Genomic DNA, 24,310 nt, shown 5'->3' with positions numbered 1-24,310 from the left:
AATCGGCCCCCCTATTTCTTGCCCCAGAGCGCCATCACGCCCCCGGAGGCGAGGAGCGCGCCGACAAACACGCCCGCCAGCGTCTCGATGTTGATCGAGAGAATGCCGGTCGCGGCGTCATAGCTGAGCCCCCAACCCGCCCAAGCCGCGGGCATCGCGGCGAGAAGCGACGAGAGCGCGTAAAACACCACGCGCGCCCAAACGATATTTTCCATGATCAGCCTCCTTTCAGGCTTCGTTGTGCGAGAGCGGCCCGCTTGACGCGGAAAGCTCGATGGGTTTTCCGGTGACGGGGAGAGCGTCTGGCCAGCGCGCCGAGAGCAGACGCGCCTTCGCGATCCGCGTGACGCTCACCGCATTCGATTGATTGCCGCCGAGCACGTGATAGGCGCCGGCCTCCTCGCCCCAGTAAAAGCCGACATGCCCCTGCCAACCCGCGCGCGACCCACGCCAAAAGGTCAGAACGGAGCCAAAGACCGGCGCACAGGCCTTGCCAAAGCCGCCCCAGGCGCGCGCGCCAAGCGGATTGTCGGGCAACACCTCTCCGGGCAGCGCCGAGCGAATGCAGGTCGCCACAAACGCCCCGCACCAGGGGATCTCGCGCGGGTCGATCCAGTTGACGGCTTTATCGAACCACGCCTTCAGCCGTGCCGTGTCGCGGGCCTCATGAATGCCGAGCATCCGGGACGCCTCGGCCATCCAGGGAATATCGGCGCGCGCACGTTGCTGCGCCCCGCCCATCAGCGCGGCCTCGGTGAGCGGGCCAAAATAGGGCCGCGGATTAAGCCCGACACTGCGCTTGAACGCGGTGATCGCGGCATCGGTTTTGGGGCCACGCACCCCGTCGATATAGCCCGGGTCAAACCCAAGCGCCTTCAGCCGCTCCTGCACGGCCCGCCAATTGGTGGTCATTTCACACCCCTTTGCCTTTGATAAAAATCCGTGTCAGCACGGCCTCGGCGCCGCGCGGGCCGAGATAGGCAAGTGCCGCCACCACGCCTGTGCTCACCGTGCGATCGAGCCCGAAGTAAGAGGCGACCGCCTCGCCAATGATCGCCATGCCAATGGCAATCGGCAGCTCCCACAAAAGCTCGCGGCCAAAGAACCGCCGCCGCCCGGAACGCACCTCGGTGCTGTGCCACATCAAGCGCCCCGCAAAAGCCGCCGCCGCTGTCGTGATCGCACCCCCAAAGAGCGCGTCGGCCACCTCAATGAGGCCACGCGTTTCGTTCATTCCTGTCCCCTTTTTGTCTCGGGTTTTTCCTCGCGTTTTTCGCGGGTGAGATCAGCGCCGTTCCATCCATTGGCCGGGGCTGTAAGACGTCAGCACGCGGTAATAATTGCCCGGCGGGATCGTCACATTGATGTTCATCGCCTCAACCGTGCCGCTCCAGGCGATCGGCTGCCAGCTCACACCATCCTCAGAGATCTCGAAGTTGCGCCCCGTGCCCACAGACAGCCGGGTGTTGATATCGAGCGGATGGCCGGTGTCGTTTTGATAGGCCGTCCCCGCCACGCGCGCGGCCGAGACATCTTGCCATTTGGCAGTGGTGCCGGTTTGCGCGGCAATCGCCGCCACCAGATCCGCGAGATCAAGAAGCGCCATCTCCCCCAGTTCAAGCGCCGCGCGCCCCTCGGCCACCGTCCCGGTCAAAACCGCCGCGCCAGAGGGGGACGGCGTGACGATCTCGCCCGTTTCCGCAAGCCCGCTCAAAAACGCATTGATCGGCTGGAACTTCGCCGGATCAAAGGTCGCCGCCGCCGTGGCGCTGAGATCAGCTTCTCGCGCCTTTTGATCGGCGATCTGCGCGGATTGATCCGCGGAAAGCGCACTGCCCGCCGCACTTGCGGCCGCCGCCTGCGCCTGGGCAAGCGCGCCGGGCAGATCGGGCTCGACCACATCGCCCGCCGCTAAAAGATCGGCAAAGACGAGATCACCAGAGCCAGAGGGCGCCGCGACGCGATAGGTGACCTTCTCAAGCGCCCCATCGGCCGCGCTGCGCGCCTCGATCGTCAGATCATAGGTGAGCGCGGGATAGGCTGCGCCCTCTTCCACCACATAGCGCTCGCCAAGCGCGGGCACCCAAAGCGCAAAATCCACAATCCCTTCGGTGATATAGCTCACCGCCGCAAAGGGCAGCACCAGCGTGCCGGCTTCGCGGTCCCAGCCGCGCAGCCGACAAGTGATCTTGCCCGCGCTTGGCGCCCCCCCATTGGGCAAAAGTGCAGGGCCGGTGACCCGGCGCGTCGTGAGTGTCATGGCATCCTCATCCGTCGTAATCGGCCACATCGACCTCGCGCAGCGTCACCGCCACGCAAAGCCCTGCGGTTTTTTGGCAAGAGTCAATCAAGAAGGGCTTCGCCGCATAGCCATGGCGCGCCGAGGTCCAGCTGATCATGTCGAGCGGCTCGAGCGGATAGGCCATCGGCGGCAATTGGAATTGGTGCTGGCGCATGCGCCGATAATCGGCGAGCTGCGCGCGCATCAACCGCTGCACCTGATCGGCATAAGGCGCCGCCGGATAGCTCACCGAGGTCGGCAGATACATCGGCACCCAGAGAAGTGCGCCGGTTTCATCTGGGGTCCACTGGCCATCGCCGGCATTGGGCCCAGTGCTCTCTGCCACCACCTCCGCCGCATCCTTATTGGCCCATTTCTCAGATGGGTCGGGATAGGTGGCCGAAAGCGCATTGAAGGTTTCGCTCACGGGCACGAAGGGGCGCGTGCTTTGCCCCGCGGTGATCACGATATCCTCATCCGTGATTGCCAAAATCGCCGCCCCGGGCAGATCGACCAAGGGCTTGAGCATCCCGCCCACCTCGGCAAAGCGCATATTGGCCGCGCGCCCGATCTCTTCGAGCACCCCCAGCGGTTCCATATCGACCGTGATCTCGGCGCCAACCCGATAGGCGGGCTCGGTGCCGCCATCTTCGCGCGCCACCGCCGCATCGCAAGCCGCCATCGCCGCCGCCCATTCGGCAAAGGGCAGCCGCCAAGGCGCCAGATTGCGCCCGCCGAAGATCCATTCGGAGCGATAATAAATCCCGCGCGCGATGTTATAGGCGATCACCGCCGCATTGCTGGTGGGCGCATAGGTGGACCGATCCCCCCAGCGATGCGCGCCAGTTCCCCCCGCCGTGCTGTCAAGGCGCGGGTCATAAAGCGGCAGCGGCGCAAGCTCCCACAGAAAGGCAGGGTAAGAGCCGCGGCTGTCATCATCATAGCGCGTCACCACCACGGCATAAGATTTGCCGGTGCCAATGTGATCTTCGGTCCAAGGATACTCCGGATCGGCGCCAAAGAGATGCACCAAGAACGGATCGGCCGCGCTTTGCGTGCCATCATAAAACCGCAGGCAAATCCGGTTGCCGGGCGCGTAAAAGCCAAATTCGCTCGTATACCCGTCATCGGCCGCGTTCGTGAGCCAGCGCCCGACATAGATAAACTGCGCCGTGTCGGTATCGGGCGCAGGCCCCTCAGGCCCCGGCCCACCCGCCAATTCTCCCACCGAGCCCGGATCGAGAGCAACCCAGGCCCCATAAGTGACCTCGCCGGTCTGGCTGTTCGTTGTTTTGGACCGCTTGCGCACCGGCAGCCAGGCATGCCCGGTTTCCTCATCCCATGCGCCCTCTTCATCATCGACCCAAAGCCCGGCCAAATCCTGCGGCAGGCAAGAGACCTCGATCACCTCGGCGATGAAGCGCGTATCCTTGCCCCAGTTCGCGATATATTTGCGTTTGCCGCCCGTGGCATAGTCCCCCACCACGAAGCCAAGCGGCTTGTCATCGCCAAGCTGCACCTCGAAGGTGACATCGATCTCCTGGCGCGGGGTTTTCATCAGCGCCTTTTGCAGCGCGCCCGCCAAGAGATTGAGCCCAAGCCCAACGGTGATCTGCGCCAAAGCCGCCGAGGCCGCCGCCCCAAAGGCGCCAAAGACATTCACCGCAAGCCAACCGGTCACCACATCCGCGCGTGCAGGATCGGCCCCGAACGCGATCAGCGCCGTGGAGAGAAAGAGGATCTTCCGCATGGGCTATTCCTCGGTCCCGACCGCAAACGCCCGCGCAGCCGCCGCGCGTTCACGACCGGCCTCAAACGCCCGCGTGGCGGCCGCGCGCTCGCGCACACCAAGCCCCGCCTCGGTCAGCACCAAAAGCGTGCCGCCATTCACCACCGCCAGCGCGCCGATCTCGCCCTCCTCGATAAGCGCAATATCGCCCAGTTGGGCCTCGGAGGGATGGATTTCGGGCAGCAGATCGGCCACCGCATCGCCCAGGCAGGTATAACCCGCCCGGCGCAGCGCCAAAGCCGCCCCCGCCGCCGTGCGATAGCCGCCCCAATCACCGCGCAGATCGACCCCGGTGATCGCCTCAACGACGCCCGCGGCAAGCCCAAGCGCGCAATCGCGCTGCCCCCAGGCAAAGGGTTCCGCCCGGTGGCGCTCGATCTCGGCCGACATCCGCGCGCGCCACCCGCGCGGCCGCGTCAGGTGCTGGGTCAGGTTTTGTACCATTGAATCGTCCTTGCCCCGATGAGCGCCGCCGCCTCGCAAAACCGATCCGTGGCCGCGCGCCGCTTTTGATGCGCGTCCGAAGATTTTGCAGGCGAGCTCATGCCAAGCTGCGTCATGATTTCTGAGCGGATGGAGAGCGCGATCCCGCCCTCGCCGCCCGCCGCCGGCGTCGAGAGCGGGCCATCATCGACAATCCCCACCCATTGCAATTGCGGCGCCGAGGTAAAAGCCCCGCCCGTCATCGTCGTCGCGTGGATCTCGACATAGGCGAGCCGCAGATCGAGCCCCTGCCCCGGATCGGACAGGAGGTCCCGCACCGGATCGGCGATGGCGCTCAGCGCCACCGAGACCGCATTGTCGGTGAGATCGGCCACATAGCGCAGCCCCTCAACGGTGAAACCACAGCCACCGATGTAATCGCGCCGCTGCGCCGCCCCGCCCGGATGGGCCACCTCGATCGAGATCTCTTCGGCCCCCGACCAAAGCCCGATCGGCACCGCCGCGCCGCTCTCACGATCACGCCCGACGATCCAGACAAAATGCACCGGCACAAGTCCGGCCTCAGGCGCCGCCGCAAGGCTCGCCGCAAAAGACGCATCGAGGAATTGCATCTCAGACCTTTTGCAAAAGCGTCAGGGAGGCGCTGCGCGCAAGCCGCCCAGGTGCCACGGTGAAGGGCGTGTAACTCTCGACCATCATTTTGAGATGCGGCACCGCCATCTCAACGGATGCCCCCGGCCCCACGCCAAAAGGCACATAGGGATAGACCGCCAGAGGAGCGAGCGTGCCCGCCGCATCAGCCGCGCCCTCTTCGACAAAGCTCGCAAACCAGATCCGATCCGCGCCGTGGGCCACAGAAAGCCGATCCCCCACCGCCACCGGATAGCCAGGCGGCAGGCCTTGCAATGCGATCGCGGTGCGATCTGCCGAGACGCCCGCCACCGTGACCGCGCCCCCAGGGACACCCCCAGAGGCCGGATGATAGGAAGGATCGGCCCAAAGAAAGCTCTTCGCCATCCCAGAAAGCGCATGGATCTTCGCATCGACCGCCCGCGCCTCGGGGGCAAGCCGGGTCACCAGCGGCACCGTCGCGGTCCAAAGCGGCGGGGCAAGCTGGCTGGACCACACCTGCCCGCGCGCCGTGCCCGAGGTTTCGTCAAAGCGGCGCAGCGTGAGCGCGATCGGCCCCGCGCGCAGTTTTGCGCTCAGATCTTCAAGAGGATAAGGGAAGCTCAACGCCATCAGGACCGCTTTCTTGGATTGATCGAGATCGCCTGCACCCGGTCCGGCAAGCCTTTGTCATAAGCCGCAATCCCCGAGGCCGCCTCGCGCTGCGCCACTTGCTTGACGTAAAGATTGCCACTCTCATCAAAGCCCACAGTCACATGCATCTGCACCGCGCCGCCTGCGCTTCCGCCCAAGCCCTGCGCGGCGACCCCAAGCTTGCCATCAGAGCCCCGCACCAAGGGCATGATCGCCTCAGGCCCCGCCTCGCCCATCACCCCAAGGCCCGAGCGCAGCCCAAAGACCGTCGCGCGGTCAATCACCCCGCCGGTGGCGAACTTCTTCACGCCGCCCGCAAAGACCCCGCCCTTGGCATTTGGAGAAAGCCCCGAGCCAATCATCCCCAAAAGCCCGCCGCCCCAAGAGGTCATGCCCAAAAGCCCCATCATCCCCTTGGAGAATTGCACCTTGGCGATCTCCATCAGGAGGTTCGCAAGCGCTGCCTTCGCCGCATCGGCACCCTCAAGGATCGCACCAAAGAAGTCCGACATCGCATCTTCGCCGCGCTTGGCGTTGCTTTGCATCGTCTTTAGTTCGTCATTGGCATCGACATAGGCCGCAACGAGCGTGTTGATATGGGCCACCATCTCGGGCGTGACCTCGATGCCGGCCTTTTGCGCCGCAGTCAGGATCTTCTGACGCTCCGCGATGATCTTCAATGCTCGGCCCAAATCACGCCCCGCCCCGGTGATCTCTTCGATCGCCGCAATCTGCTGGCGCGCGGCATCGGTGCCGCCGATCAGACTATCGATCGCCGCCTCATAGGCATTCGCCCGCCCCTTGCTGCCGCCCCCTTTGGCTGCCCGCGCCGCCTCGGCTTCTTCCTTGCGCCAGGCGAGAAGCCGCTGGCGGTATTCCTCAGTGGCCACCGCCGCGCCCACAAAGGCCCGCCGCTGCGCCTCGATCTGCGCCGTCACCTCGGGCGGGGCCTCGATCGGCAGGCCGGTCTCCTTGTCGATCGGCAGCTTGATGGTGGCATCGAACTGTTCGCGCGCAAGCGCCGCCGCGCCCCCCATCGGATCATCGCGGAAGTCGTAATGGATCTGCGCCTGGCGCAGGCTCGAGACCCCCTGCATCGCAAGGTTCATCGCATTGGTGACCGCGCGGCCAAGTTCATCGGCAAGGCGACGCGCTTCATTCGCCGCAGGCGCAATCGCGCCCGCAATATCCGCAGCCGCCGCGCGCAAAGCCGCGTCTTCGACATTCAAGAGCTGCTCAACAAGTTTTAGGGCCTCTTCATTGGCCCCATCCATATTGCCAAGCACCTCCGAGAGCCGATCGCGCAATTCAGCCGCGGCCGCCGCCTGATCGCGCGGCCCCTCGGCATCGCGCAGCCGCAGCATCGCGGCGATAAGCTGGCCCGCCGCCTCTTCGGTCGCGCCAAACATCTTTTGCACGGCATTGAGATCGGCTTGATAGTTTTGCGAGCGTGCCATGAACTCATCGAGCGCGAGCGCGCGATCTTGCATCGCCTCGGTCATATTGCCCGACATCTCGGCCTTGGCGAGCGCCTCGATCTCGGCGCGCGCCGCGCGCAGCTGCACCCCGAAGGCTTCCCAGTCTTCCGCCGATTTGCCCGCCAAATCGCCAAGCTGCACCTTGCCGATCATCTCGGCGGCCGCGTTTAATTCGCGCGCGAGGTTCACCCGGGCAAGCTCGCGCTGGATCTCGAGCATCTGCCGCGCTTGGGCAACCTGTTCGGGGCCAAATTGCTCCATCAGATCAAAGCGCGATTGCTGCGCGGCTTTGGTGGCTGATTGCAATTCATCGAGCGCTTTTGAGAGCCGCTTCATCTGCTCTTCAGCGGCCTTCGCATCCTCGGCCGCGCCCAAAAACGCCGCCCCAATGCCAATGAAGAGCGGCGCCAAAACCCCGGCCGCCACGCCCACGAGACCCAAGCCCCCCAGCAATTGCGGCAGCTGCATCGAGAGCGCGCGCGTCATGCTGGTGCCCCCCGAGACCTGGGTGATGATGTCTTGCACCTGGAAGCCGACATTCGCGAGCGCGGCCTTGGTGCTGTTCGACATCGCCAAAGCGGCACTGCCAGAGCTTCGAAACGATCCATTCAGATCATTGAGGCTGCCGCGAGAGGCCGTCACACCCTTTTTGAACTCGCTCACATCAAGGCGCATTTTTGCTGTGAGGTCTTGTAGTTGCGCCACGTTCTTCACTCCAACTCTGCGCTCATAGGCGCCTCTGCCGGCGCCCCCATTTTGCCAAGCGCCTCGGCAAGGCTGATCTGTTCGATCTGCGCGCCCGCCCGCGCCAGAACGCCGCCCAAAGCCTCTTCGGGCAAGCGCGTCTCGGCCCCGCGCACCGCCGCCACCCAGCTGCGATACGCCTCTTCGCCAAGAAGCGATCCGGCGCGCGTGGCCTCGGCGTGGTGCAAAAGCACCTGCCTGCGGCGCTCTTCTGCGCCGCGCATCCAGCGCCGATAGGCGCGCAAAGTGAGGCGCCAAAACTGCGCCTCCTCAAAGCCTGCGGCGACAAACGCCACCGCCAGGCGCTCGATCGTCAAAGCCTTGCCCGGGCGCGCGGCCGCACCCGGGGCGGTTACTTTCCCCCGCCGCTCTCCCCCGCGCCCTCTTCCTCCTCTTCCTCTTCGCCCGTTTCCGGCTCGGCCAGAAAGCTTGCAAGCGCCGCGCGGAACGCGAGGCGCCCTGCCTTCACCATCTTGCCGGCCGCGCGCAGATCGATCTGCGGATGCTGATCGCGCAAGGCCGCCCAGAGAAAGGCGCGCTGCTCGACCGCGGTGAGCGGCACATCGAGGCTGCGATCGAGCCGCGCAAAGGCATTTTCGCCGATCTGATCTTCAAAATCGGCCAAAGCATTGAAGTCGATGACCAGCCGATAATCCGCGCCTTTGAAGGTGAAGGCGGCCTCTCCCTCCCCGCGCCGGCTCATGCCACCACCTCGGCCATCACGCGGATCGTGAGCTCGCCCTGCATCGGGCCTTTCACCGGCATCGAGCCCACCCATTTCTTGACATAGCCTTGCCAGATCCGCGGCGTCGCCGCGCCTTTGGGGGTGATTTCCACCAAGATCAGCTCGCCGCGCGCGCGGTAAAGATCGGTGAGCAGCACATCTTCCGCGTCTTCAGGGACATAGTCTTTGGTGAGCGTAAAATCGGCCGCCGGAAACAGGCCGGGGATGTTTTCTTCGGTATTGCCGGGGCTATCGTGGCCCGTCACATCCTCATCGGGCGGGGTTTGATCGGGGTGGCTAAAATCCTTCAGCCCGCTCAATTGCGTCCAAGTGGGCGTGGCGCCCCGGCCAATACGCACCTTGGAGCCATGCCCCAGCTTCACGCCAGTGCTTGCCATCTCGTGTTCTCCTTATGGGTGGGGGGTGTCGCGGCCGGCGTTAAACGTCGGCCCAATAAGTGACGGTGAAGGTCAAAGTGAGCGTGCCGACGCGCTTGCCGCCATCGCCCTCCGCACGGGTTTCTGTCTGGACCAAAAGGCAGGAGCGGTTTTCCGCGGCGACGGCTGCAATCACCAAGGGCGCAATCAGATCACCCTGATCATCGAGCACATCCTCGATCTCCGCGCCGCCCAAGAGCTTCAGCACCACAACCAGCGTCGGATCACATTGATCGAGATCGTGCCCGATCCGGTCTTGGCGCTCGATGGGCGTCGCCACCCCATAGGCGGGCAGGCTCTCGGCATCGACGCTTTGCACCCAGGCCGAGATCTGCGTCGCCTCAGCGAGGCCAGGCGCCGCCGCCAGCGCGGCTTTTGCCGCCGCGCGGATCTCTTTGCGCTCTGCCCCGCTCATGAGACGGGCTCAAGTTCATAAAGCACAAAGGCATCTGAAGCGGGTGAGCCCGTGCCGATTTGCGCGAGCACCTGAAAGACCCGCCCATCGGCGAGCGCGATCTGATCGCCGCGCTTCACGCCCGAGAGGAGATCGCGCGGCACGCGCCAGCTCGGCGCCTCGATCAGCACATCTTGGCCGTGCTCCCCGGTGATCGTGATCGGTTCCTCGCGGAAGATCGATTGCACCACCACCGCCGCGCCAGATTTGGGCTGATAGGTGACGGGAGCGCCAAAGACATCGCCCAGCATCCCCGCCATGCCCTCAAAGAGCGAAGACATCAGCGCGCAGCGCCATCGAGGAGCACCACGCCCGTGGCTGAAGGGTTTTCGGCGGCGGCAAGCGCCACGCCGATGAGCGTGTTGCTCGTCGCGGTCGAGGTCACAGCCCCCGTTGCCGTGTCGTGATAGAGCTTTTGCCCGACCGTCCAAGCCTGCGCGGAGACTTTGGGCAGCGTGAAGACACCCCGGCGCACCAGCACCACCTCTTCCCCGCTCGCCGCATCGCCTTGCGCCACCCCCACAAGCCCGCCGATCTTGACCAGGCTGCCCGAGGTCAGATTGGCCGCCGCCGTCACCGTCACATGCTCGCCCGGCTGAATGTAATTTTGCATCGTCTCTCTCCTAAAGGGTCCAAAACGACGAAGGGCGCCCCAAGGCGCCCGTTCGTCAAATCATGTCAGAGCGGGTTATTGGCCCGCGTTTTTGTAAGCCCCGCGGAATTCCACCGCCGCCGCGCCGAAGATGTGGCGCGCATCCATCACCACCGCATCGGGGTTCATCCCCTCGCGGGTCTGCACCGTCGGCGCGTTATAGCCCTCAAGATAGGCGTGCTGGATCGGCGGCAGATCCGACGAGATCAGATACCAGGCGGTGTCCGAGCCCCCGGCCGAGGCGCCGAGGTTGCCCACCACGATCGGATCCAGCGAGGCTTTGAACGGGTTCACAGAGCCATCGGCCGTGGGCGCGGTTGCGGCTTTGAACTGCAGCGCGACGAGCTCGAGGGCGGGCGGCACGAGCAGCCGGTTCGGTTCGATCTGCAAAAAGTCATCCTTATCGATCGAGCCAAAGGCGCGCTGTTCCCACATCGCCTTGCGCCCCGCCGCGATGCTGGTCACATTGATCGCCGCCGCCGCGCTTGCAAGGTTGCCGTGATCAGCATGGAAGAGCGCCTTGCCGTCGGATTTGAGCTTCGCATTGGTGCGGAAGAGCGACCACACCATCGAGGCTTCCATCGTGCGCGCCGCCATCGCAAATTCGCCCGGAATGCGCTGGAACGCCCCCATATCGTCATTCACAATCGCCTCAAAGGTGATGGTGATCGTGCGGCCCCGGCGTTCGACCTTCAGACCTTCGGCCTCATCCTTCAGCGTCGCGGCTTGGTATTCGCCGTTCTCTTGCACTTTCTTCAGCGAGAAGTCCCCGCCAAAGCGCGCCGCATGGATCTCGCGGAAGTCGCTCGCCGAGATCGGCGCGCCGCACACACTTTGCCAATTCGCCGCGCGGCGATTGTAAGCGGCCAGAAGCGAGCGGTTCATCACCTCGGTGGTGATATAGGCAAAATCCGAGATGCCATAAGCCCCGCCCATCATCGTCGTCGCCCGCATCCCCGCCCGGATCGCCTCGGCATCGTTATAGCCACGCCGCGGCCCCGCGAGATCCATCGCAAGGCGGCGCATCCGCAGCCCCGCATAATCCCGCGCCGGACCCTCGCTTTGCCCCATCAGCGCGCCGATCATCCCTTCCATGCGGGTTTCGGTCTCATCACGGGTGATGCTGACGCTCGACCCCGCCCCGCCCGAGCGCCCAGCCGGTTCAGCCGCCGCCATCACCGCCATAAAACGCGCGCCCGCCGCCTGCGCCGAGGTGCCATCATCAATCAACGCATCGACCTCGGCTTGCGTCAGCCGCCCAGAGGCCACAAAAGGCGCCGCCATATCGCGAATGCCGCGCACCCGCGCGCGCTCTTGCGCAATCGCCTCCGCCGGGTTTGCCGCCATCACGGGCGGCGCGCCCGGATCGGCCTGCATCGCAGGCGGGCCCGCCACAGGGGTCGGCGTCACGGCCGGATTTGCCGCCATCACGGGCGGCGCGCCCGGATCGGCCTGCATCGCAGGCGGGCCCGCCACAGGGGTCGGCGTCACGGCCGGATTTGCCGCCGGGGTTGCCGCCGGGGTCTGGGCCGGGGCGGCCGGGGTGTCGTCTTCCATCTTCGTCTCCTTCATATCGGCCGCCGGGGCCAGGGTGCCGCGCGCGGCGGCGATTGCGGAACGGGGCTCTGCGCCCGGTTCCGGTTTTTGCGTCAATCTCATGCGCAGATGCTGGCCCGCCGCAGCAAAGGCGGCTTTTGCCCCCGCCAGCGTGGCGATCATGCTTTGAGAGCGAGAGGGTTCTTCCTCGATCACCGCATCGGCAAAGCCCGCGGCCACCGCCTCTTCGGGCCCGTACCAGGTCTCGGTTTTCATAAGCGCGCGGGCCTCATCGGGGGTGATGCCGGCCGCCGCCGCGTAAACCGTGGCCACCACCGAGGCGAGCGCGCCCGTCGCATCGGCCTGCCGGCGCATCTCTTCCTCAGTGCCCCAGCACGAGCCCGAAGGATCATGGATCATCAGCATCGAGCCCGCCGACATCAGCCGCTCCGCCCCCGCCATGAACAAAAACGAGGCTGCCGAGGCCGCGATCCCCTCAACGATGATCCGACACCCGCCGGGATGCCCCGCCAGCATCGCGCGGATCTGCTCGCCCGCATACACATGCCCGCCCATCGAATTGAGCCGGATCGTCACACGGCCTTCGCCAAGTTCTGCGAGCGCCTCGCGCACCATGCGTGGGGTGAAGAACACGTCTTCGTCAAACATGTAGACCGCCCATTCGTCGGAAAGCACATCCCCATTCAGGATGATCTCGCCGTGGACGATCAGATCACGGCCGGTCTTCGGCATTCTCTTTCTCCTCTGTCTTGGTGCCACTCGCGCCTTGGGGGAATTTCGGCAGGGTCGGCGCGAGATTGGCCGCCGCGTCCTTTTCTTGATCCTCCGCACGCTCGGCGCGGATGCGATCGGGATCACGGCCCAATTCGCGCTGCGTGCTCTGGCGGCTGTTCAACCCGGCCTCGATCTCCTCGATCATCGCCGGAACCTCTTTTGTCGGATCGATCAAGATGCGCCGCGGCGGCGTCCAATGCAGGCTAAAGGCGAGATGCCCAAGACCGATGAGGCGCAGCCCGTCGCGGAACCAGCGCTCCAGCCCCACCCCCAACTGGCCAATCATCATGCTGCGCTGCCACATGCGGATCAGCCGATCCATCTCATTGCGGCCCATCCGCCCCGAGGAGAAGTTGACGTTCTTCAAATCGCCCGCGAGCGATTCATAGGTCACCCCCAAGCCCACCGCGACCGCCTGCAAGCCGCGGCGCATGAACTCGTCATAGCCATCAACCACGGGCGGATTGGTGAACTGCGCCTTCGCCCCTTCGGGCAGTTCGACCATTGCGCCTGGCGCCAGTTCCTCAAGCCCTGCCCCGGCCTGCGCGGGACGCTGCACCCCATCGGGATATTCGATCACCGCCGCCATCAGCGCGGCCATCTTTTGTTTCAGGATCTGGCCTTCCTGGTAATCGCTGAGCTCGCCCAGCGTCATCATCACCGGCGCAAGCCACGGCACCCCGCGCAGCTGGCCCGGGCGATCAAAGCGGCGCACATGGATGATATCGCTCCAATGCACCCGCGTTGTGGTGGGCGCTTTGCGATTGCGCACAGCACCCGGGTGCTCCGAGAGAATGTGATAGGCCTCGATCGCGCCGGTGGGCCCGTATTCAATCCCCTCCTCCACCAGGTTCTGGCCCCAGCTTTGCACATTCGTATCGAGCAAATCGACCTCGATGAGCTCGACCTGATAAGGCAGCGGCAGCCCGGCATTAAAGCGCGTGTTGCGCATGCGCCGGCGCAGCAACACCTCGCCATCGCTAAAGACCGCCGACATCACGATCTGCTGCAGCTCGAGCAAATCATATTCGCCAAGCGCATCCATCGCGGGCGTCAAAAGATGCGCGCGCAAGATCTCCTCGATCTGCGCTTTCGCCGCCTCCTCAGCGACGATCGAGGGCATGATCCCCTCGCCCACCACATTCGCCACCACGACATCGCGCCCGCGCATCGCATAAGGACGGTTGCGGATCATATCGCGGCTCAAATTGCGCAGCCGCGCCCGCGCTCCAAAAGCCGCCGCATCCGCCGCCGTGCCTGGGCTTTTCCAGCCATAGCTGCGCCGCCCCCGCGAGGCCGCGTCATAGTTCATCACCGTCGCCGTGCGCGCCCGCGCCATCACCCGGCGCGCCCCGGCCACCGGGTTGAAGTAGTTCACCACCGCATCGATCGGGTTCATCAAAGCCCCCGCGTGCTGCGCGGATAAGACACCCGCGCCACACCCGCCGCCAGGCCCGCAAGCTCTGCTTCCATGATCCGGATGCGCTTGAGCATGTCATTGCCGCTCGCAAAGCCGATCTCCTCGCCGCTTGCGAGCCGCAGCTTCAGCGCGCCCTTGGCGTAATTCGCCTTGGCTTTGTCGATGTCGGATTGCGTCCAAGCCATCGCCCTATCTCCTCAGATATTTGATCCCGCGCCCGCCAAGGCCCTTCGTCGGTCGATCCGCTTCCAAAGGCGGCGCCTGTTCGGGGGGCGCCGCAGCTTCGGTCGCCGTCCCCCCTGCCGCTGCCACCGCCTCTTCGGGCACCACCGCCACCGCAGATGCGAACAAATCGCCCTGCGGTTCTTGCGCCGGGCTGCCGCGCTCGAGATCGAGCACATCCCAGGCCGCCTCAGGCATATAGGTCCATGTTTTGAACCGCGCGCCCGCCTCGGCATAAAGCATCGTATCAAGCGCCTCGTTGCGCCGCCCGGCCTCGGCAATGATCCACCGGCTCGTCATCGCGCCCGAGCTCGAACGTTTCAGAACCCGCACCTCAGAGGTCACCTGCCGGTAATATTCATCGCCAAGACCCGCCGCGAAGGCGCAATGCCCGCGCTCAGCCGGATCGGTTTTCTCAAGCCAGCCGTAAAAATCCGCCTTCAGCTGGCTCACCCCAACGATGAAGCCCTGCTTGCGCTTGCGCCGCGCCATCCGATCCGAGCGCTTGTCAAACTCCATGCGCTTGAGCGCCGGGGCCACCCCGCTGGTCGCCCCCTTGATCACGATCACCCGCGTGTAAGGATGGCGCAACGCCCAGTCCCAGACATCTTCCGTATAAGCCCCGCCATCGATCGCCAGCACATCAAGCCCAATCCGCAGCCCCGCCGTGGTGCGCCAAGTGGCTTTGAGCAGCTGATCGAGCGCGCGCCGCCCCTCATCGGTGCTGATGTGATGCGGGATCACCTGGTAATCGATCACCCGGCGCCGATAATTGCGCCCAAAGGCCACGATATGCACCTCGAGCCGATCGCCCTGACAATCGACCCCCGCCGACAAGATCAGCCCTTCAGCGGGCAAGATGCCGCGCTGCAACGGCGCGGCCTCCGCCTCGGCGCGCTCCACCCGGTCGCGCAGCTTTTCCCAATCAGGGCCCTTGCTCGCCTGTTCATAGGGCAGACCCAGCACATCGTTGAAGAAGGTCTGCTCGGTCTGGGCGTCAATCACGCCCTCGCCCATCTTTTCTTCGCCGTCGTGGCTCAGCTCCAGCCCGCCGGTCCAGCCCATAACTTGCGCATATTCCACCGCAATCGAGGCCCAATCGCGTTGCGGCACATAGGCCCGCCACAGATGGAACCCCGGATGATCGCCCGCGGGGTTGTGTTCCACCCAATCCCCCGCCGCGACCATCGCCAGCTTGTCCTTATGCTCGATCCGGCACCCGCAGGCCTCGCAGACAAAATGCGCCGCCTGCAGTTGCTCCGGGTCGAGCTGCTTTTTGAAGTTCTCCCAAGTGAGCGGCGCGCGGGTACCGCAATGCGGGCACGGCACATGGTAGTAATTCTGCGTCGAGCGCCCAAACGCCCGGCTCACCCGGCAGGTGCCAAGGATCTGCGGCGTTGAGACCCGCACGATCTTGGCATCTTCAAAGCTCGACGCCCGGCTCACCGCCAGCATTTCTGGATCGCCCTTCGGCGTCATCTCGAACTTCGAGACATCGTCCATCAGAACCAATTTGCGCGTCGTGCCGGCCAAATCATCGGGCGAGCCCGCGCTCACCACCTTCAGCGTGCCATCGCGGCGCACCGTTTCTTGGTTGTGCAGCGTATCGGTCTGCTCGCCCCGCCCATCGCCAAAGATCGACACAAGCGAGGGCGCTTGGCGGCGCAGCGGCATCCATTTGGTGCGCACCCATTCGGTCGCGGCCGAAGTGGTCGGATGCACCACCAAACTGTCGAGCGGGCCATATTCATGCCAGGCCGCCACCGTCGGATTGACGATCGAGACCGTCTTGCCCCATTGCGCCGAGCCCCGGATCGTCACCTCCCGCGCCGGATGCTCGGGCGAGAGCACCTCATGGATCTTGCGCAAAAACGGAAACCGCTCGATCCGGAACGGCCCCGGAAAGGCCGAACGCTCATCAAACTCGATATTCTCCTCGCACCAGCGCGTGATATCGGGCGGCGGCGGCGGCACCATCGCTTGGGCGATGCCCCGCAGGATCGCCGCTTGCGCCGAGCTTAAAAACCCCATCAGACGCTCGCGTCACGCTCGGCTTCGGTCATCGGCACGCCCTCAGCTTCCGCCGCCAGCGCCTCGGCGCGATCGCCGCGATGCGTGCGCCATTGGGTCAAGAGAAGCCGGCGCACCTCCCGGGCATCGAGGCTGAACGCATCGGCCAAAGCCCGCGCCGCATCGCGCAGCGCCACTTCAAACTGGCCCACCTCGCGCGCAAGAAGCCGGGCCGCCTCCCGCTCCGCCGCCTCCGCCAAAACCCATTTGCCCTCATCGCGTTCATTGTCGCGCCGCTTGCGCCTGGCATCTTGTTCGGCGCTTTCAATCTTCGCGAGCTCATAGCGGTCCGGATCATTCGGCGGCAAAACCCCGTCCCGCACCGGCCCCGCGGCTTTGCGTGGCGCGGGCGCATCAAAGTCGAGTTCCGCTTCAGGCGTGCTCCCCGTCTCTGCGCGCAGCGCCTTCTTCGTCGCGGCGCCATTGCCGAGCATCTGCCCCGGATCGAGACGCTGGCGCAGCGCGATCTTCGCCTTCGTCAGATCGAACCGCCGATCGCGCCCCGCGCCGGTAAAGCAGCCATCGAGCTTGCCTTCCGACACAAGCTGCGACACCCGCGCCCGCGACAGCCCAAGTTCGGCCGCAAGTTGCGCCCCGCTCAAATGCATCCCCACCCCTTCCGTTAAGCCCCCTTTCAGAGGTGTGTTAAGCCGCCCTCGTTAAGGCTTCCTCCGATGTTAAGCGGCACAAAACCATCGGGGTGCGAATTACCCGTGCGGCCCGGGGGCCCAGGAAGGACCCAAACCCCCTATCGGGCCGTCCGAACCGCCTCGGCGAGCCGCCGATCGAGATGCACCGGCAGCCGGTACCGCCAGATCTCCGCCACGCCCTCATAAAAGCCAAGCTGCGGCGAATAACTCGGCAGCGCATCGAGGATATGCAGCACGCGGTTGACCTCGCCATCGGCCTTGCGCCGATAGATGCCCGTGCCCTCAACGAAGTAGCTCGCCCGCGCCTTCGCCCGCTTCCCTGAAGCCTTCGTCGTGTTCGCCGTCCTGTCGCGTTGCGCCGAAAGCGCCGAAAGCACTTGGTTGCGCTCGCCGCTCGACCAGTTGCCGTAACTGTCCAGCCGCGCCTTCGCCGCCGGCACAACCGCCGCAATGATCCCATCATAGGCCAGATGCGTTTTCAAAAGCCCCTCGACGCCCGTGCTCGGGCGCTGCCCACCGGCCTCTTGCACCTTGAGATAGTGACGCCGCCCCATCGAGGGACGCTCTTTCACCTGTGCCTCAAGGTTCGACGTCTTCGCCCGCCAGACCATGAACGCGTTCTTGGTCCAGCGCGTCGGGCGATCAAACACCACCTCCATGCGGTCTTGCATGTGCTTGAGCGCATCCGCCGCCGTGTCATTGAGCGCCCGCGCCCCCGCAAAAGGCAGCTGTGCGCGCTCCAGATTGGTCAGCTGTCGAAACAGCGCCTGATCGTCGAGGGTGAACGCGTTCTTCGCCACCTGTCCCCCCAAACGCAAAGTGCCCCGGGTTTCCCCGAGGCACAGCTATAGATGATGCCAAGGACTGTGCATCCGGATTGTTTAAGCGTCAAGCCCCTTTGTTCAGCTTCACGCCATTCGATCGAGTGCCCGCCCCAACTGCGCATGCAGCACGTCCCAGTTCAGCCGGTTCACGGACCATCCACGTGCCTTTAAACATTGAGAGATTGTCATGCCACGCAGTGTCACCAGCTGCACCAAATCAAGGCAGGTGATCACACGCCCTTTGGCTGAGGCACGCCTTGGAGCCAGCGCCACCCCTGCCCCAATCGCCCGTTCCATTGCCGCAATTACCCGCCCCTCGTGAATCACCGCATCGAGGTAGTCCCCGCTGCCCGATCCGCCGCCAGATCCGGCCGCCAGCGCCTCAACCGAGGCACAGCGCATCCCCACCGCGCCATGCCGTTCCACCAGATCCGCATAGCGCCGCCCCGCCGCCACCTGCCGCGCGGTAAAAAGCGGTTGATACGCCTCGCCCCGCTTGCGCTTGGCTTGCCGTTCCATCACGTCAAACGCATCCGCCGCCCGCGCCGCATCCCGGCCCCGGTAGCCCACATGCGTGACCTCAAACCCCTCCGCCCCCTTCGGCGTCACCGCAATCGGCGCAAAGCGCACCGTCGCCCCGCGCGCAGGCGCTGCGATGATCTCAGGCCCACAGCTTGCCGGCACCGCAGCCGCTGCCTTGCGCCGCGCCACCCGATCTTCATCCGTGGTGAAGGGCTCGGGCAGGCCAAAGATCCGCGCGAGCTGCGTCACCGTCGCCCGCTTTGCCGCCACCGCCCGCGCCACCGCCGCCTCAAATTCCGCCCCGTTCGTCTCGATCGCCATCACGCCGCCCCTTCATGGCGCGCCATGGCGGCAATATCGCGGCACTTCGCCTCCGCCATCTTGCGCAACTCCCGCCAGCGCAGCGCCTCAGGCGGTTGCTCCCGCCCCGTCGCCATCCGCTCTTCCAAGATCGTCAACCGCCGCAGCGCCTCCGCCCCGGCCTCGCGCAGCCCCTTCACCACAAAGGGCGTGGGCCAGCGCCGGTTCTTGCGCAGATCCGCCAACAGTTCCGGCCCCCAGCCCTCGGCAATCGCCCCCAGCCCCAAAGCATGCGAGAAGACCGCCCGCATCAAGGGCGAGGCACTGTCTTCGGGCGGCTGGATCTGTGCCGCCCATTCCAAGATCATATTGGCAATCGGCAGCCGGTCCTTGTCCTTGCCCGCTGGCGCCGCCGCCACCTGCTCTTCAAGCGCCGCCAAGCTTTGCGGGCTCATATAGGCGAGCCGCTCGCACAGATCCTCAACCATCGCCTCATATTGCGCCCGCGTCAGGCTCACAGGCTTTGCCAGCCCGCGCCGCTCAAGCGGCGCGATCAGCAAATCCTTCACACGGCGTGCCCCCGCCAACTGCTCTGCGCTATCCATTTTGCCTCCTTTCTCAGCATCCCACGGCACCGCTTGGCCCGCCCTGCGTCACGTAAGCGTCTGTCTTGTCTTATCTTCTCTTGTCTTCTCTACTCTGTGCAGAACTGTCACAAACTGTCCGTGACAGTCACAAACTGTCACGCGTGACACTCGCGGACAGTCACAGGACAGTCACAGCCTCAAAGCCAGCGCTCCTTCTTGGCATGCAGCAAAGCCGCCGCGTAAGAATGCGCCGCCCGCCGCCCGCGCACATTGGCGAGCATCCAAGCATCCATCCGCTCGATCAGCAGATCATCCGACACCACCCCTTCTGTAAGACCCAAATCCATCAGCCCCTGGCGCAGCCGCTCGCGCCGCTTGCGCTCCGCCGCCGCCTCCCGCGAGAGCTCGCGCGCATCGCGCCGCGCCAGCGCATCGCGCACCTGTTCAAGCACCACCGGATGCATCAGCCGCACTTCATCGTCGCACAGGCACAGCTGCCAGCCCCGCAGCGGGCCAAATTCCTGCGTGCGCAACTCCTGCACGCGGCGCCGATCCACCCGCAGCATCACCGCCAATTCGTCATCATCATTGGGCAATGTGCCAATCGGGCTTTCGGTCTGGCACATGTCAAAAAGCGCCCGCATCATGCCCTGCGCTTCCCAGCTGGCCAGCCGAAAGCTGCGCGAGGAAAGCCAGCGATGGTAATGCCACTTCACAAAAGCATGCGCATCAAGCCGCTCTTCCCGGCCAATCGGATAATGTTCCAGCTGGACCTCTTTGCCCGCCACCGCCGTCAACCGCATCGCACCACCTCACGATCGGCAGAGGGGCCCGTCAGATCCTGCGCGCCGCGCTGAAGAAGATGGCTCACCGTGCTGCGGTCGCGGCGCAAAAACCGCGCGATCCGCGCCACATCATAGCCCGCCGCGCGCATGCGCCCTGCCACCTCGGCGCGGGCATCGACCAGCGCCGCGTCCCGGCACGTCCCCCAAAGCGCCTCAAGCGTCAGCCCGCGCCGCGTCGCCACCCGCAGCGCAATCGCGCGCATCGAGCCCGCGCCGCGCTCGGCATGGATAAAGGTCACAATGGTGATCGGCGCCGGCCGCGCCCCCGTCATCGCAAGATAGCCCCCAAAGGCCTTCACCGCCTCACCCGCCGTGCAATCGCACGCCGCCAAAGCCGCCTCCCAAAGCGCCACATCCTCCGCGCTGACAGGGCCACACATCGCCAAAAACGACTGGATCACCGCCCTCAGACCCGGATCGGCGCTCATGTGTTCCCCCCATAGATAAAGACAGGCATGTTGCGGCGCACCGCCTCCGTCACTTCGGCAAAGACGCCCTCGGACTCGTCCCAGCCCGGGATCGCGGGCACCACCACCAGGCGGGCCGCCGCAAACATCGGCCGGCACCACGCGGTCCAAAACACACGATCAAGCGGATTGACCTTCGGCCCGGGCGCCCCCGCCTGCGCATGCAGCCCTTCCGCCGCCTGCACGATCGGCGAAACCGCCGTCACGCCAACCCGCGCGAGACGCAGCCCCTCCCGCGCGGCAAGCAGCGACAGCGTCACCGATTTATCGTAATTCCACCGCCCATTGAGCATCACCTTGCGCGTGTAAGGCGTGGCCAGATAGGCAAGCCCCGCCGCGTGCTGCGCCACCACCTCAGGCGTCGCGCGCAGATGCACCAAGGGCGAGAACGGCCCGTTCGGCGTCAAGATCTCGGCCCAATCAAGCGGAGGACGCGGGCAAGCGGCGTGCATGTCTACCCCGCCTTATTCCGCGCCGGCTTCGGCCCGCGCGCGCAGCACCTGCAAAAGCTGCGCTTGCATGTCTGGCGTGACGCGGCGGTTCCCCTTGCGGTCCACCGCATCGGGCGTCATGCCAATGAACCGCGCGCGGCAATCCTTCACCGCATGGCCGCATTGATCGGCGGTGAGCTCCGCCGGCTGACCCAGCGCAATGCCTTCAACGAGCGCCAGATCCTCTTCAGGCGTCCAGCCGCATTTCGGGCCAGAGATCGCCGCCAGTTGATCCTCAAGTTCGCGCCACCAAAGCGGGCGCGGAGCGGCCTCAGTCGCGCGCACCGGCGCCACCTGCAACCGCCCGCCAGAGGGTTTGGAAGAATCCCCGGCCCCGCCCGCGTCCGGGGCCGGTTTGGACACCGCAGGCGCGGCATCCGGAGCAGCGTGTGGCACTCCTCCCTTGGGGCCATTTCTCGAGATCGGCGTCCCTTTAACCGACCCCGCGATCGCGGGCCCACTGGTATTTTGCTCTCGCGCGGCCAGCCGCGTCAACTTTTGTTTCGTCCCCCCAACCGGGCGATTCAGCGCGCCCGCGATCTTCTCAATCGTCCAGCCCTCGCGCCGCATCCGCAGCGCCCGCGTCTCTTCTTCTGGGGTCCAAAGCCCCACCTTCCCCCCGACCGGGGTCGCTTCGGGGGCAACCTCGGTCGGGGTCTGCGGCGGGTTCGGGAAGGGGTCCGCCGCAGCGGCCGCCACCGGAGACGTGGCGGCAGGGAGGTCCATCGGCGCAGGCGGCGGGGCGGCCTGCGCGCCCCCGCCGCCCACTTCGGCCTTGGCCGGGGCCCCAGCGCCCGACTTGACCGCATCATCCTTCAGCCCAACAAACCGCTCGAACGCGGCTTGATCTTCAATCTCAGAGAGAGGCGTGTCCGGATCGATGAGCTCGAATTCCGGCACCTCGCCACAAACGCAGGCGAGCGGCGCGGTGGGCATACGCCATTGCGTGGTGATCACCGCAACCTCGCCCGGCGTCAGGTCAAAGCGGATCACAAGCCCATCGGCTTGCGTCATCGCCTCGAGCAATTGCCCCGCCTTAGCCAACTGATCGAGCCGCGTCCGCAAGCCCACCAGGTCCGTCAAAGTCATATCGCTCAGATCCATCACGCTTCCCTCCGCGTTTGCGCCGCCTCAACCACATCGGCGAGCGCACGCAGCTCGCCCGCCATCCGATCGGTGGCAAAATCATTCATCAGTGCGCCCAGTTCATCGGCGGGCCCAAACCGGCCCCAAATCACCTGCACCGCGCCTTCCGCCTCCAAGACCGAGGCCACGCAATCGCCCACCGGCAAATCGGTGCGCCGTGTCACGGTCAGCGGTGTTGCGCGTTTGCGTCCCTGCGCCATTGCAGCCCTCCGAAAAAAAGGCGCGGCAGGCATTCAGCTCCGCCGCGCCGGCAATCATTTGCGCGCCTCCAACAGTTCCAGGTTGATCCGGAGAAGTTGCTCTGTGGCCTCAGTGACCTCTCTGGCCTCGGCAACCTCCTTCAGCGCGGCTTCATGCGCCTCAATCGTGCCCTCGCAATGCGCTTCCACCGAGGCAATCGCGGCCTCGCTGCACTCGCGGCTCATCTCTTTGACGCTCGCAAGGATCGAGATCGCGCGGCGGGTGCGGCGCGCCGCGTCGACCGAGGCCATGCCGTCGATCCGGTCGCTCACCGTGGTGATGCCAAGCGCGTGCTGCGCCGCCAGCATGTCGCTGATCCACCATTCCGCTGAACCGCTCATCTTCTTGCTGATCGTGCTGATCACCTGCGGCTTGCCGGTGAACGCCTCAAAAGCCGCAGCATAGGCATCCAGCCCGCCGATACGGCGCACCAGATTGCGCATGATGTGATGGATTTGCTCGATGTCGCCGTTCATATTTTGCCCAACCCGAAAACTGTCTTTCCTTCCCCCGTTGGCTGCGCTGCCGCATGGTTTTCGCCATGGAACAATCCGCAGCCAACGCCAGCACAGCCAGCAACCGAATCGACGGCCTCACGCTTCGGGGTGATTTCAACACGCGCCCTGAACAGGTCGTCTGGCGTGACGCGCTTTCCGCGCTTATTGGCGGCCTTGATGATGGCAGCATCATACTTTGCTGGGATACTTCCGCGATCACGCCACGAAACAACCGTGGTGTACTTCTGCCCAAGGTCTCGGGCCATGTCGGCCACCGTGGGCCAGATGGTGAAAATCTCTCGCATTGCGCAAAACTACGCAATCTGCGAAGTTTGCGCAATACGCAATCGTTCAATCGCGGCTTACGCGAATTGCGTGGTAATTATGGCGGAACCGAGGAAAGAGGCTCCGCCATGCTAAAAGACGACGACAGCCGCGAAGCTGTAGCCGCTCGCCTTGAACGGATCAGAGAGTTTCTTAATTACTCAAAACGCGAGTTTGCCGTGAAAGCCGGCATATCCGAGCAGACCTACAACGGCTACTCGAGCGCATCGCGCCCCATCTCTATGGAGTCCGCGAAGAAGTTCCGAAAGACTTACGGACTACCACTCGACTTCATTCTTTTTGGGTCGACCGGGGAACTTCCGATGCGCTACCTACCAGCGCTACAGGGAAATGGCGCTCAACAAGATTAACTATCTGCGGAGCGCGCGCCAACAACACCGCGGCGGCTGATCGAGGCAAGCCATCCACCAGATCAGCCCAAAAATCGGCACTCACGCCAGTCTGCCGGCGGGCCGTTACAACTTTTTCAATCAATGAATCTGGCGCATTAGCCATCGCATCCCCCTGCAAAGATTCAGACGCAATTCACGACGCCCCCACCATGTCAAGCGCAGCGTATCTCCCTGGACAGGCGGAGAATGTCGCACCAATGCACTCGCACAACCAAAGCCCCCACTCAACTAAGATTGCGTAATAATTGCTTCGCAAAATGCGTAACTTTTTTATTGTAACTACGCATTTTGTGAAGTAGCGTTTCCTCCGCAGGCCACTACGGCCACGGAGGAAACGCCCATGTGGGTCAAGGACAACACTCAAGCGATCCGATCCTGCGCGCGCCGAAGGACTGCCGCCACTCACGCGCGGCGCGGTGAGCCCCGCTTCCTGCATTTACGGGATGGACTCACCGCGCCGCATCAGCGCCCGCTATCGGTTGCGGCGTTCATCGCACTGACAATCGTCACGCTGGTGCTGGCCAACGCCGCCCTGCGTACCGCGCTGGAACTGCGCACGATGCTCGATCCGAAATTCTGCGCCCCGGCCAATGCCGCCGCGCCCCTCTTTCCTGAGTGCCGCTGAAACCCGGGCACGCTCACTGGCCCGGATGCGGCATCAATTCCGCGTCCGGGTCTTTTTCAAAGGTCACCCC

32 protein-coding genes are annotated in these 24,310 nt (G+C 64.9%); 2 read left to right on the top strand and 30 right to left on the bottom strand.

What is annotated here, in order from left to right:
- Positions 1-11: 11 nt before the first annotated feature.
- The 30 genes from BW967_RS08920 to BW967_RS19095 all read right to left on the bottom strand — a co-directional run bounded on the left by BW967_RS08920 (position 12) and on the right by BW967_RS19095 (position 23,144).
- The gene (locus BW967_RS08920) at positions 12-215 is read right to left on the bottom strand and encodes a hypothetical protein (protein ID WP_076484706.1); all 204 of its coding nucleotides are present in this window, start codon (positions 213-215) and stop codon (positions 12-14) included.
- 13 nt (positions 216-228) lie between these two features.
- Positions 229-912 (bottom strand): NlpC/P60 family protein, encoded by a 684-nt coding sequence (locus tag BW967_RS08915; protein WP_076484705.1) that lies wholly within the window; start codon positions 910-912, stop codon positions 229-231.
- A gap of 1 nt (position 913) precedes the next feature.
- On the bottom strand, positions 914-1,234 hold the full coding sequence (locus BW967_RS08910) for a phage holin family protein (RefSeq protein WP_076484704.1): 321 nt from the start codon (positions 1,232-1,234) through the stop codon (positions 914-916).
- A gap of 51 nt (positions 1,235-1,285) precedes the next feature.
- Entirely contained in the window at positions 1,286-2,260 is a 975-nt protein-coding gene (locus BW967_RS08905; protein WP_139327812.1) for a hypothetical protein, read from the bottom strand.
- A gap of 7 nt (positions 2,261-2,267) precedes the next feature.
- The gene (locus BW967_RS08900; RefSeq protein ID WP_076484702.1) at positions 2,268-4,031 is read right to left on the bottom strand and encodes a phage tail protein; all 1,764 of its coding nucleotides are present in this window, start codon (positions 4,029-4,031) and stop codon (positions 2,268-2,270) included.
- Positions 4,032-4,034: 3 nt separating this feature from the next.
- On the bottom strand, positions 4,035-4,514 hold the full coding sequence (locus BW967_RS08895) for a DUF6950 family protein (RefSeq protein WP_076484701.1): 480 nt from the start codon (positions 4,512-4,514) through the stop codon (positions 4,035-4,037).
- Positions 4,499-5,125, bottom strand: coding sequence for a hypothetical protein (locus tag BW967_RS08890; protein WP_076484700.1), 627 nt, complete (start codon positions 5,123-5,125; stop codon positions 4,499-4,501). Before BW967_RS08890 ends, BW967_RS08895 begins: the two co-directional genes overlap by 16 nt.
- A 1-nt stretch (position 5,126) precedes the next feature.
- Positions 5,127-5,756: a hypothetical protein gene (locus BW967_RS08885; RefSeq protein WP_076484699.1), complete on the bottom strand. Its 630-nt coding sequence runs from the start codon at positions 5,754-5,756 to the stop codon at positions 5,127-5,129.
- On the bottom strand, positions 5,756-7,969 hold the full coding sequence (locus tag BW967_RS08880; protein WP_076484698.1) for a phage tail tape measure protein: 2,214 nt from the start codon (positions 7,967-7,969) through the stop codon (positions 5,756-5,758). Before BW967_RS08880 ends, BW967_RS08885 begins: the two co-directional genes overlap by 1 nt.
- Positions 7,966-8,316 (bottom strand): hypothetical protein, encoded by a 351-nt coding sequence (locus tag BW967_RS08875; protein ID WP_076484697.1) that lies wholly within the window; start codon positions 8,314-8,316, stop codon positions 7,966-7,968. The genes BW967_RS08880 and BW967_RS08875 overlap by 4 nt, the downstream gene beginning before the upstream one ends.
- Positions 8,317-8,351: 35 nt before the next feature.
- Positions 8,352-8,702, bottom strand: a complete 351-nt coding sequence (locus tag BW967_RS08870; RefSeq protein ID WP_076484696.1) for a hypothetical protein — start codon at positions 8,700-8,702, stop codon at positions 8,352-8,354.
- On the bottom strand, positions 8,699-9,121 hold the full coding sequence (locus BW967_RS08865) for a phage tail protein (RefSeq protein ID WP_076484695.1): 423 nt from the start codon (positions 9,119-9,121) through the stop codon (positions 8,699-8,701). The genes BW967_RS08870 and BW967_RS08865 overlap by 4 nt, the downstream gene beginning before the upstream one ends.
- A 40-nt stretch (positions 9,122-9,161) precedes the next feature.
- Positions 9,162-9,575 carry a hypothetical protein gene (locus BW967_RS08860; RefSeq protein ID WP_076484694.1) on the bottom strand — a complete coding sequence of 138 codons (414 nt, stop codon included), beginning with the start codon at positions 9,573-9,575 and terminating at the stop codon, positions 9,162-9,164.
- The gene (locus BW967_RS08855; RefSeq protein WP_076484693.1) at positions 9,572-9,895 is read right to left on the bottom strand and encodes a head-tail joining protein; all 324 of its coding nucleotides are present in this window, start codon (positions 9,893-9,895) and stop codon (positions 9,572-9,574) included. The genes BW967_RS08860 and BW967_RS08855 overlap by 4 nt, the downstream gene beginning before the upstream one ends.
- Positions 9,895-10,227, bottom strand: a complete 333-nt coding sequence (locus tag BW967_RS08850) for a DUF2190 family protein (protein ID WP_076484692.1) — start codon at positions 10,225-10,227, stop codon at positions 9,895-9,897. The genes BW967_RS08855 and BW967_RS08850 overlap by 1 nt, the downstream gene beginning before the upstream one ends.
- A gap of 75 nt (positions 10,228-10,302) precedes the next feature.
- Entirely contained in the window at positions 10,303-12,555 is a 2,253-nt protein-coding gene (locus tag BW967_RS08845; RefSeq protein ID WP_076484691.1) for a head maturation protease, ClpP-related, read from the bottom strand.
- Positions 12,536-13,996 (bottom strand): phage portal protein, encoded by a 1,461-nt coding sequence (locus tag BW967_RS08840; protein ID WP_076484690.1) that lies wholly within the window; start codon positions 13,994-13,996, stop codon positions 12,536-12,538. Before BW967_RS08840 ends, BW967_RS08845 begins: the two co-directional genes overlap by 20 nt.
- Entirely contained in the window at positions 13,996-14,202 is a 207-nt protein-coding gene (locus tag BW967_RS08835; RefSeq protein ID WP_076484689.1) for a phage head-tail joining protein, read from the bottom strand. Before BW967_RS08835 ends, BW967_RS08840 begins: the two co-directional genes overlap by 1 nt.
- A gap of 4 nt (positions 14,203-14,206) precedes the next feature.
- The gene (locus BW967_RS08830; RefSeq protein ID WP_076484688.1) at positions 14,207-16,270 is read right to left on the bottom strand and encodes a phage terminase large subunit family protein; all 2,064 of its coding nucleotides are present in this window, start codon (positions 16,268-16,270) and stop codon (positions 14,207-14,209) included.
- Positions 16,270-16,917: a hypothetical protein gene (locus BW967_RS08825; RefSeq protein WP_076484687.1), complete on the bottom strand. Its 648-nt coding sequence runs from the start codon at positions 16,915-16,917 to the stop codon at positions 16,270-16,272. Before BW967_RS08825 ends, BW967_RS08830 begins: the two co-directional genes overlap by 1 nt.
- A gap of 140 nt (positions 16,918-17,057) precedes the next feature.
- Positions 17,058-17,759 carry a hypothetical protein gene (locus BW967_RS08820; protein ID WP_083952066.1) on the bottom strand — a complete coding sequence of 234 codons (702 nt, stop codon included), beginning with the start codon at positions 17,757-17,759 and terminating at the stop codon, positions 17,058-17,060.
- Positions 17,760-17,867: 108 nt separating this feature from the next.
- Positions 17,868-18,626: a hypothetical protein gene (locus BW967_RS08815; protein WP_076484686.1), complete on the bottom strand. Its 759-nt coding sequence runs from the start codon at positions 18,624-18,626 to the stop codon at positions 17,868-17,870.
- Positions 18,626-19,210 carry a hypothetical protein gene (locus BW967_RS08810; RefSeq protein ID WP_076484685.1) on the bottom strand — a complete coding sequence of 195 codons (585 nt, stop codon included), beginning with the start codon at positions 19,208-19,210 and terminating at the stop codon, positions 18,626-18,628. The genes BW967_RS08815 and BW967_RS08810 overlap by 1 nt, the downstream gene beginning before the upstream one ends.
- A 179-nt stretch (positions 19,211-19,389) precedes the next feature.
- Positions 19,390-19,995: an SPFH domain-containing protein gene (locus BW967_RS08805; RefSeq protein ID WP_076484684.1), complete on the bottom strand. Its 606-nt coding sequence runs from the start codon at positions 19,993-19,995 to the stop codon at positions 19,390-19,392.
- Entirely contained in the window at positions 19,986-20,465 is a 480-nt protein-coding gene (locus BW967_RS08800) for a helix-turn-helix domain-containing protein (protein WP_076484683.1), read from the bottom strand. Before BW967_RS08800 ends, BW967_RS08805 begins: the two co-directional genes overlap by 10 nt.
- Positions 20,462-20,956: a DUF1937 family protein gene (locus tag BW967_RS08795; RefSeq protein WP_076484682.1), complete on the bottom strand. Its 495-nt coding sequence runs from the start codon at positions 20,954-20,956 to the stop codon at positions 20,462-20,464. Before BW967_RS08795 ends, BW967_RS08800 begins: the two co-directional genes overlap by 4 nt.
- A gap of 12 nt (positions 20,957-20,968) precedes the next feature.
- Complete coding sequence (locus tag BW967_RS08790; RefSeq protein WP_083952064.1) at positions 20,969-22,099, bottom strand: hypothetical protein; 1,131 nt, start codon at positions 22,097-22,099, stop codon at positions 20,969-20,971.
- Complete coding sequence (locus BW967_RS08785; protein ID WP_108188623.1) at positions 22,099-22,341, bottom strand: hypothetical protein; 243 nt, start codon at positions 22,339-22,341, stop codon at positions 22,099-22,101. Before BW967_RS08785 ends, BW967_RS08790 begins: the two co-directional genes overlap by 1 nt.
- A 54-nt stretch (positions 22,342-22,395) precedes the next feature.
- Entirely contained in the window at positions 22,396-22,857 is a 462-nt protein-coding gene (locus tag BW967_RS08780) for a hypothetical protein (RefSeq protein ID WP_076484679.1), read from the bottom strand.
- Positions 22,854-23,144 (bottom strand): carph-isopro domain-containing protein, encoded by a 291-nt coding sequence (locus BW967_RS19095; protein WP_373455191.1) that lies wholly within the window; start codon positions 23,142-23,144, stop codon positions 22,854-22,856. Before BW967_RS19095 ends, BW967_RS08780 begins: the two co-directional genes overlap by 4 nt.
- 147 nt (positions 23,145-23,291) lie before the next feature.
- Here BW967_RS19095 and BW967_RS19090 point away from each other — a divergent pair, with 147 nt between their 5' ends.
- Complete coding sequence (locus tag BW967_RS19090) at positions 23,292-23,573, top strand: helix-turn-helix domain-containing protein (RefSeq protein WP_076484677.1); 282 nt, start codon at positions 23,292-23,294, stop codon at positions 23,571-23,573.
- Positions 23,574-23,955: 382 nt separating this feature from the next.
- Positions 23,956-24,240, top strand: a complete 285-nt coding sequence (locus BW967_RS08765; RefSeq protein ID WP_076484676.1) for a hypothetical protein — start codon at positions 23,956-23,958, stop codon at positions 24,238-24,240.
- Positions 24,241-24,310 lie beyond the last annotated feature (70 nt).

It is taken from the genome of Rhodobacter aestuarii (genome assembly GCF_900156655.1).
In the GTDB taxonomy this organism is placed as follows: Bacteria; Pseudomonadota; Alphaproteobacteria; order Rhodobacterales; family Rhodobacteraceae; genus Rhodobacter; species Rhodobacter aestuarii.
Note: the sequence above shows the minus strand (reverse complement) of the source record. Positions and strands in the feature narration are given on the sequence as shown.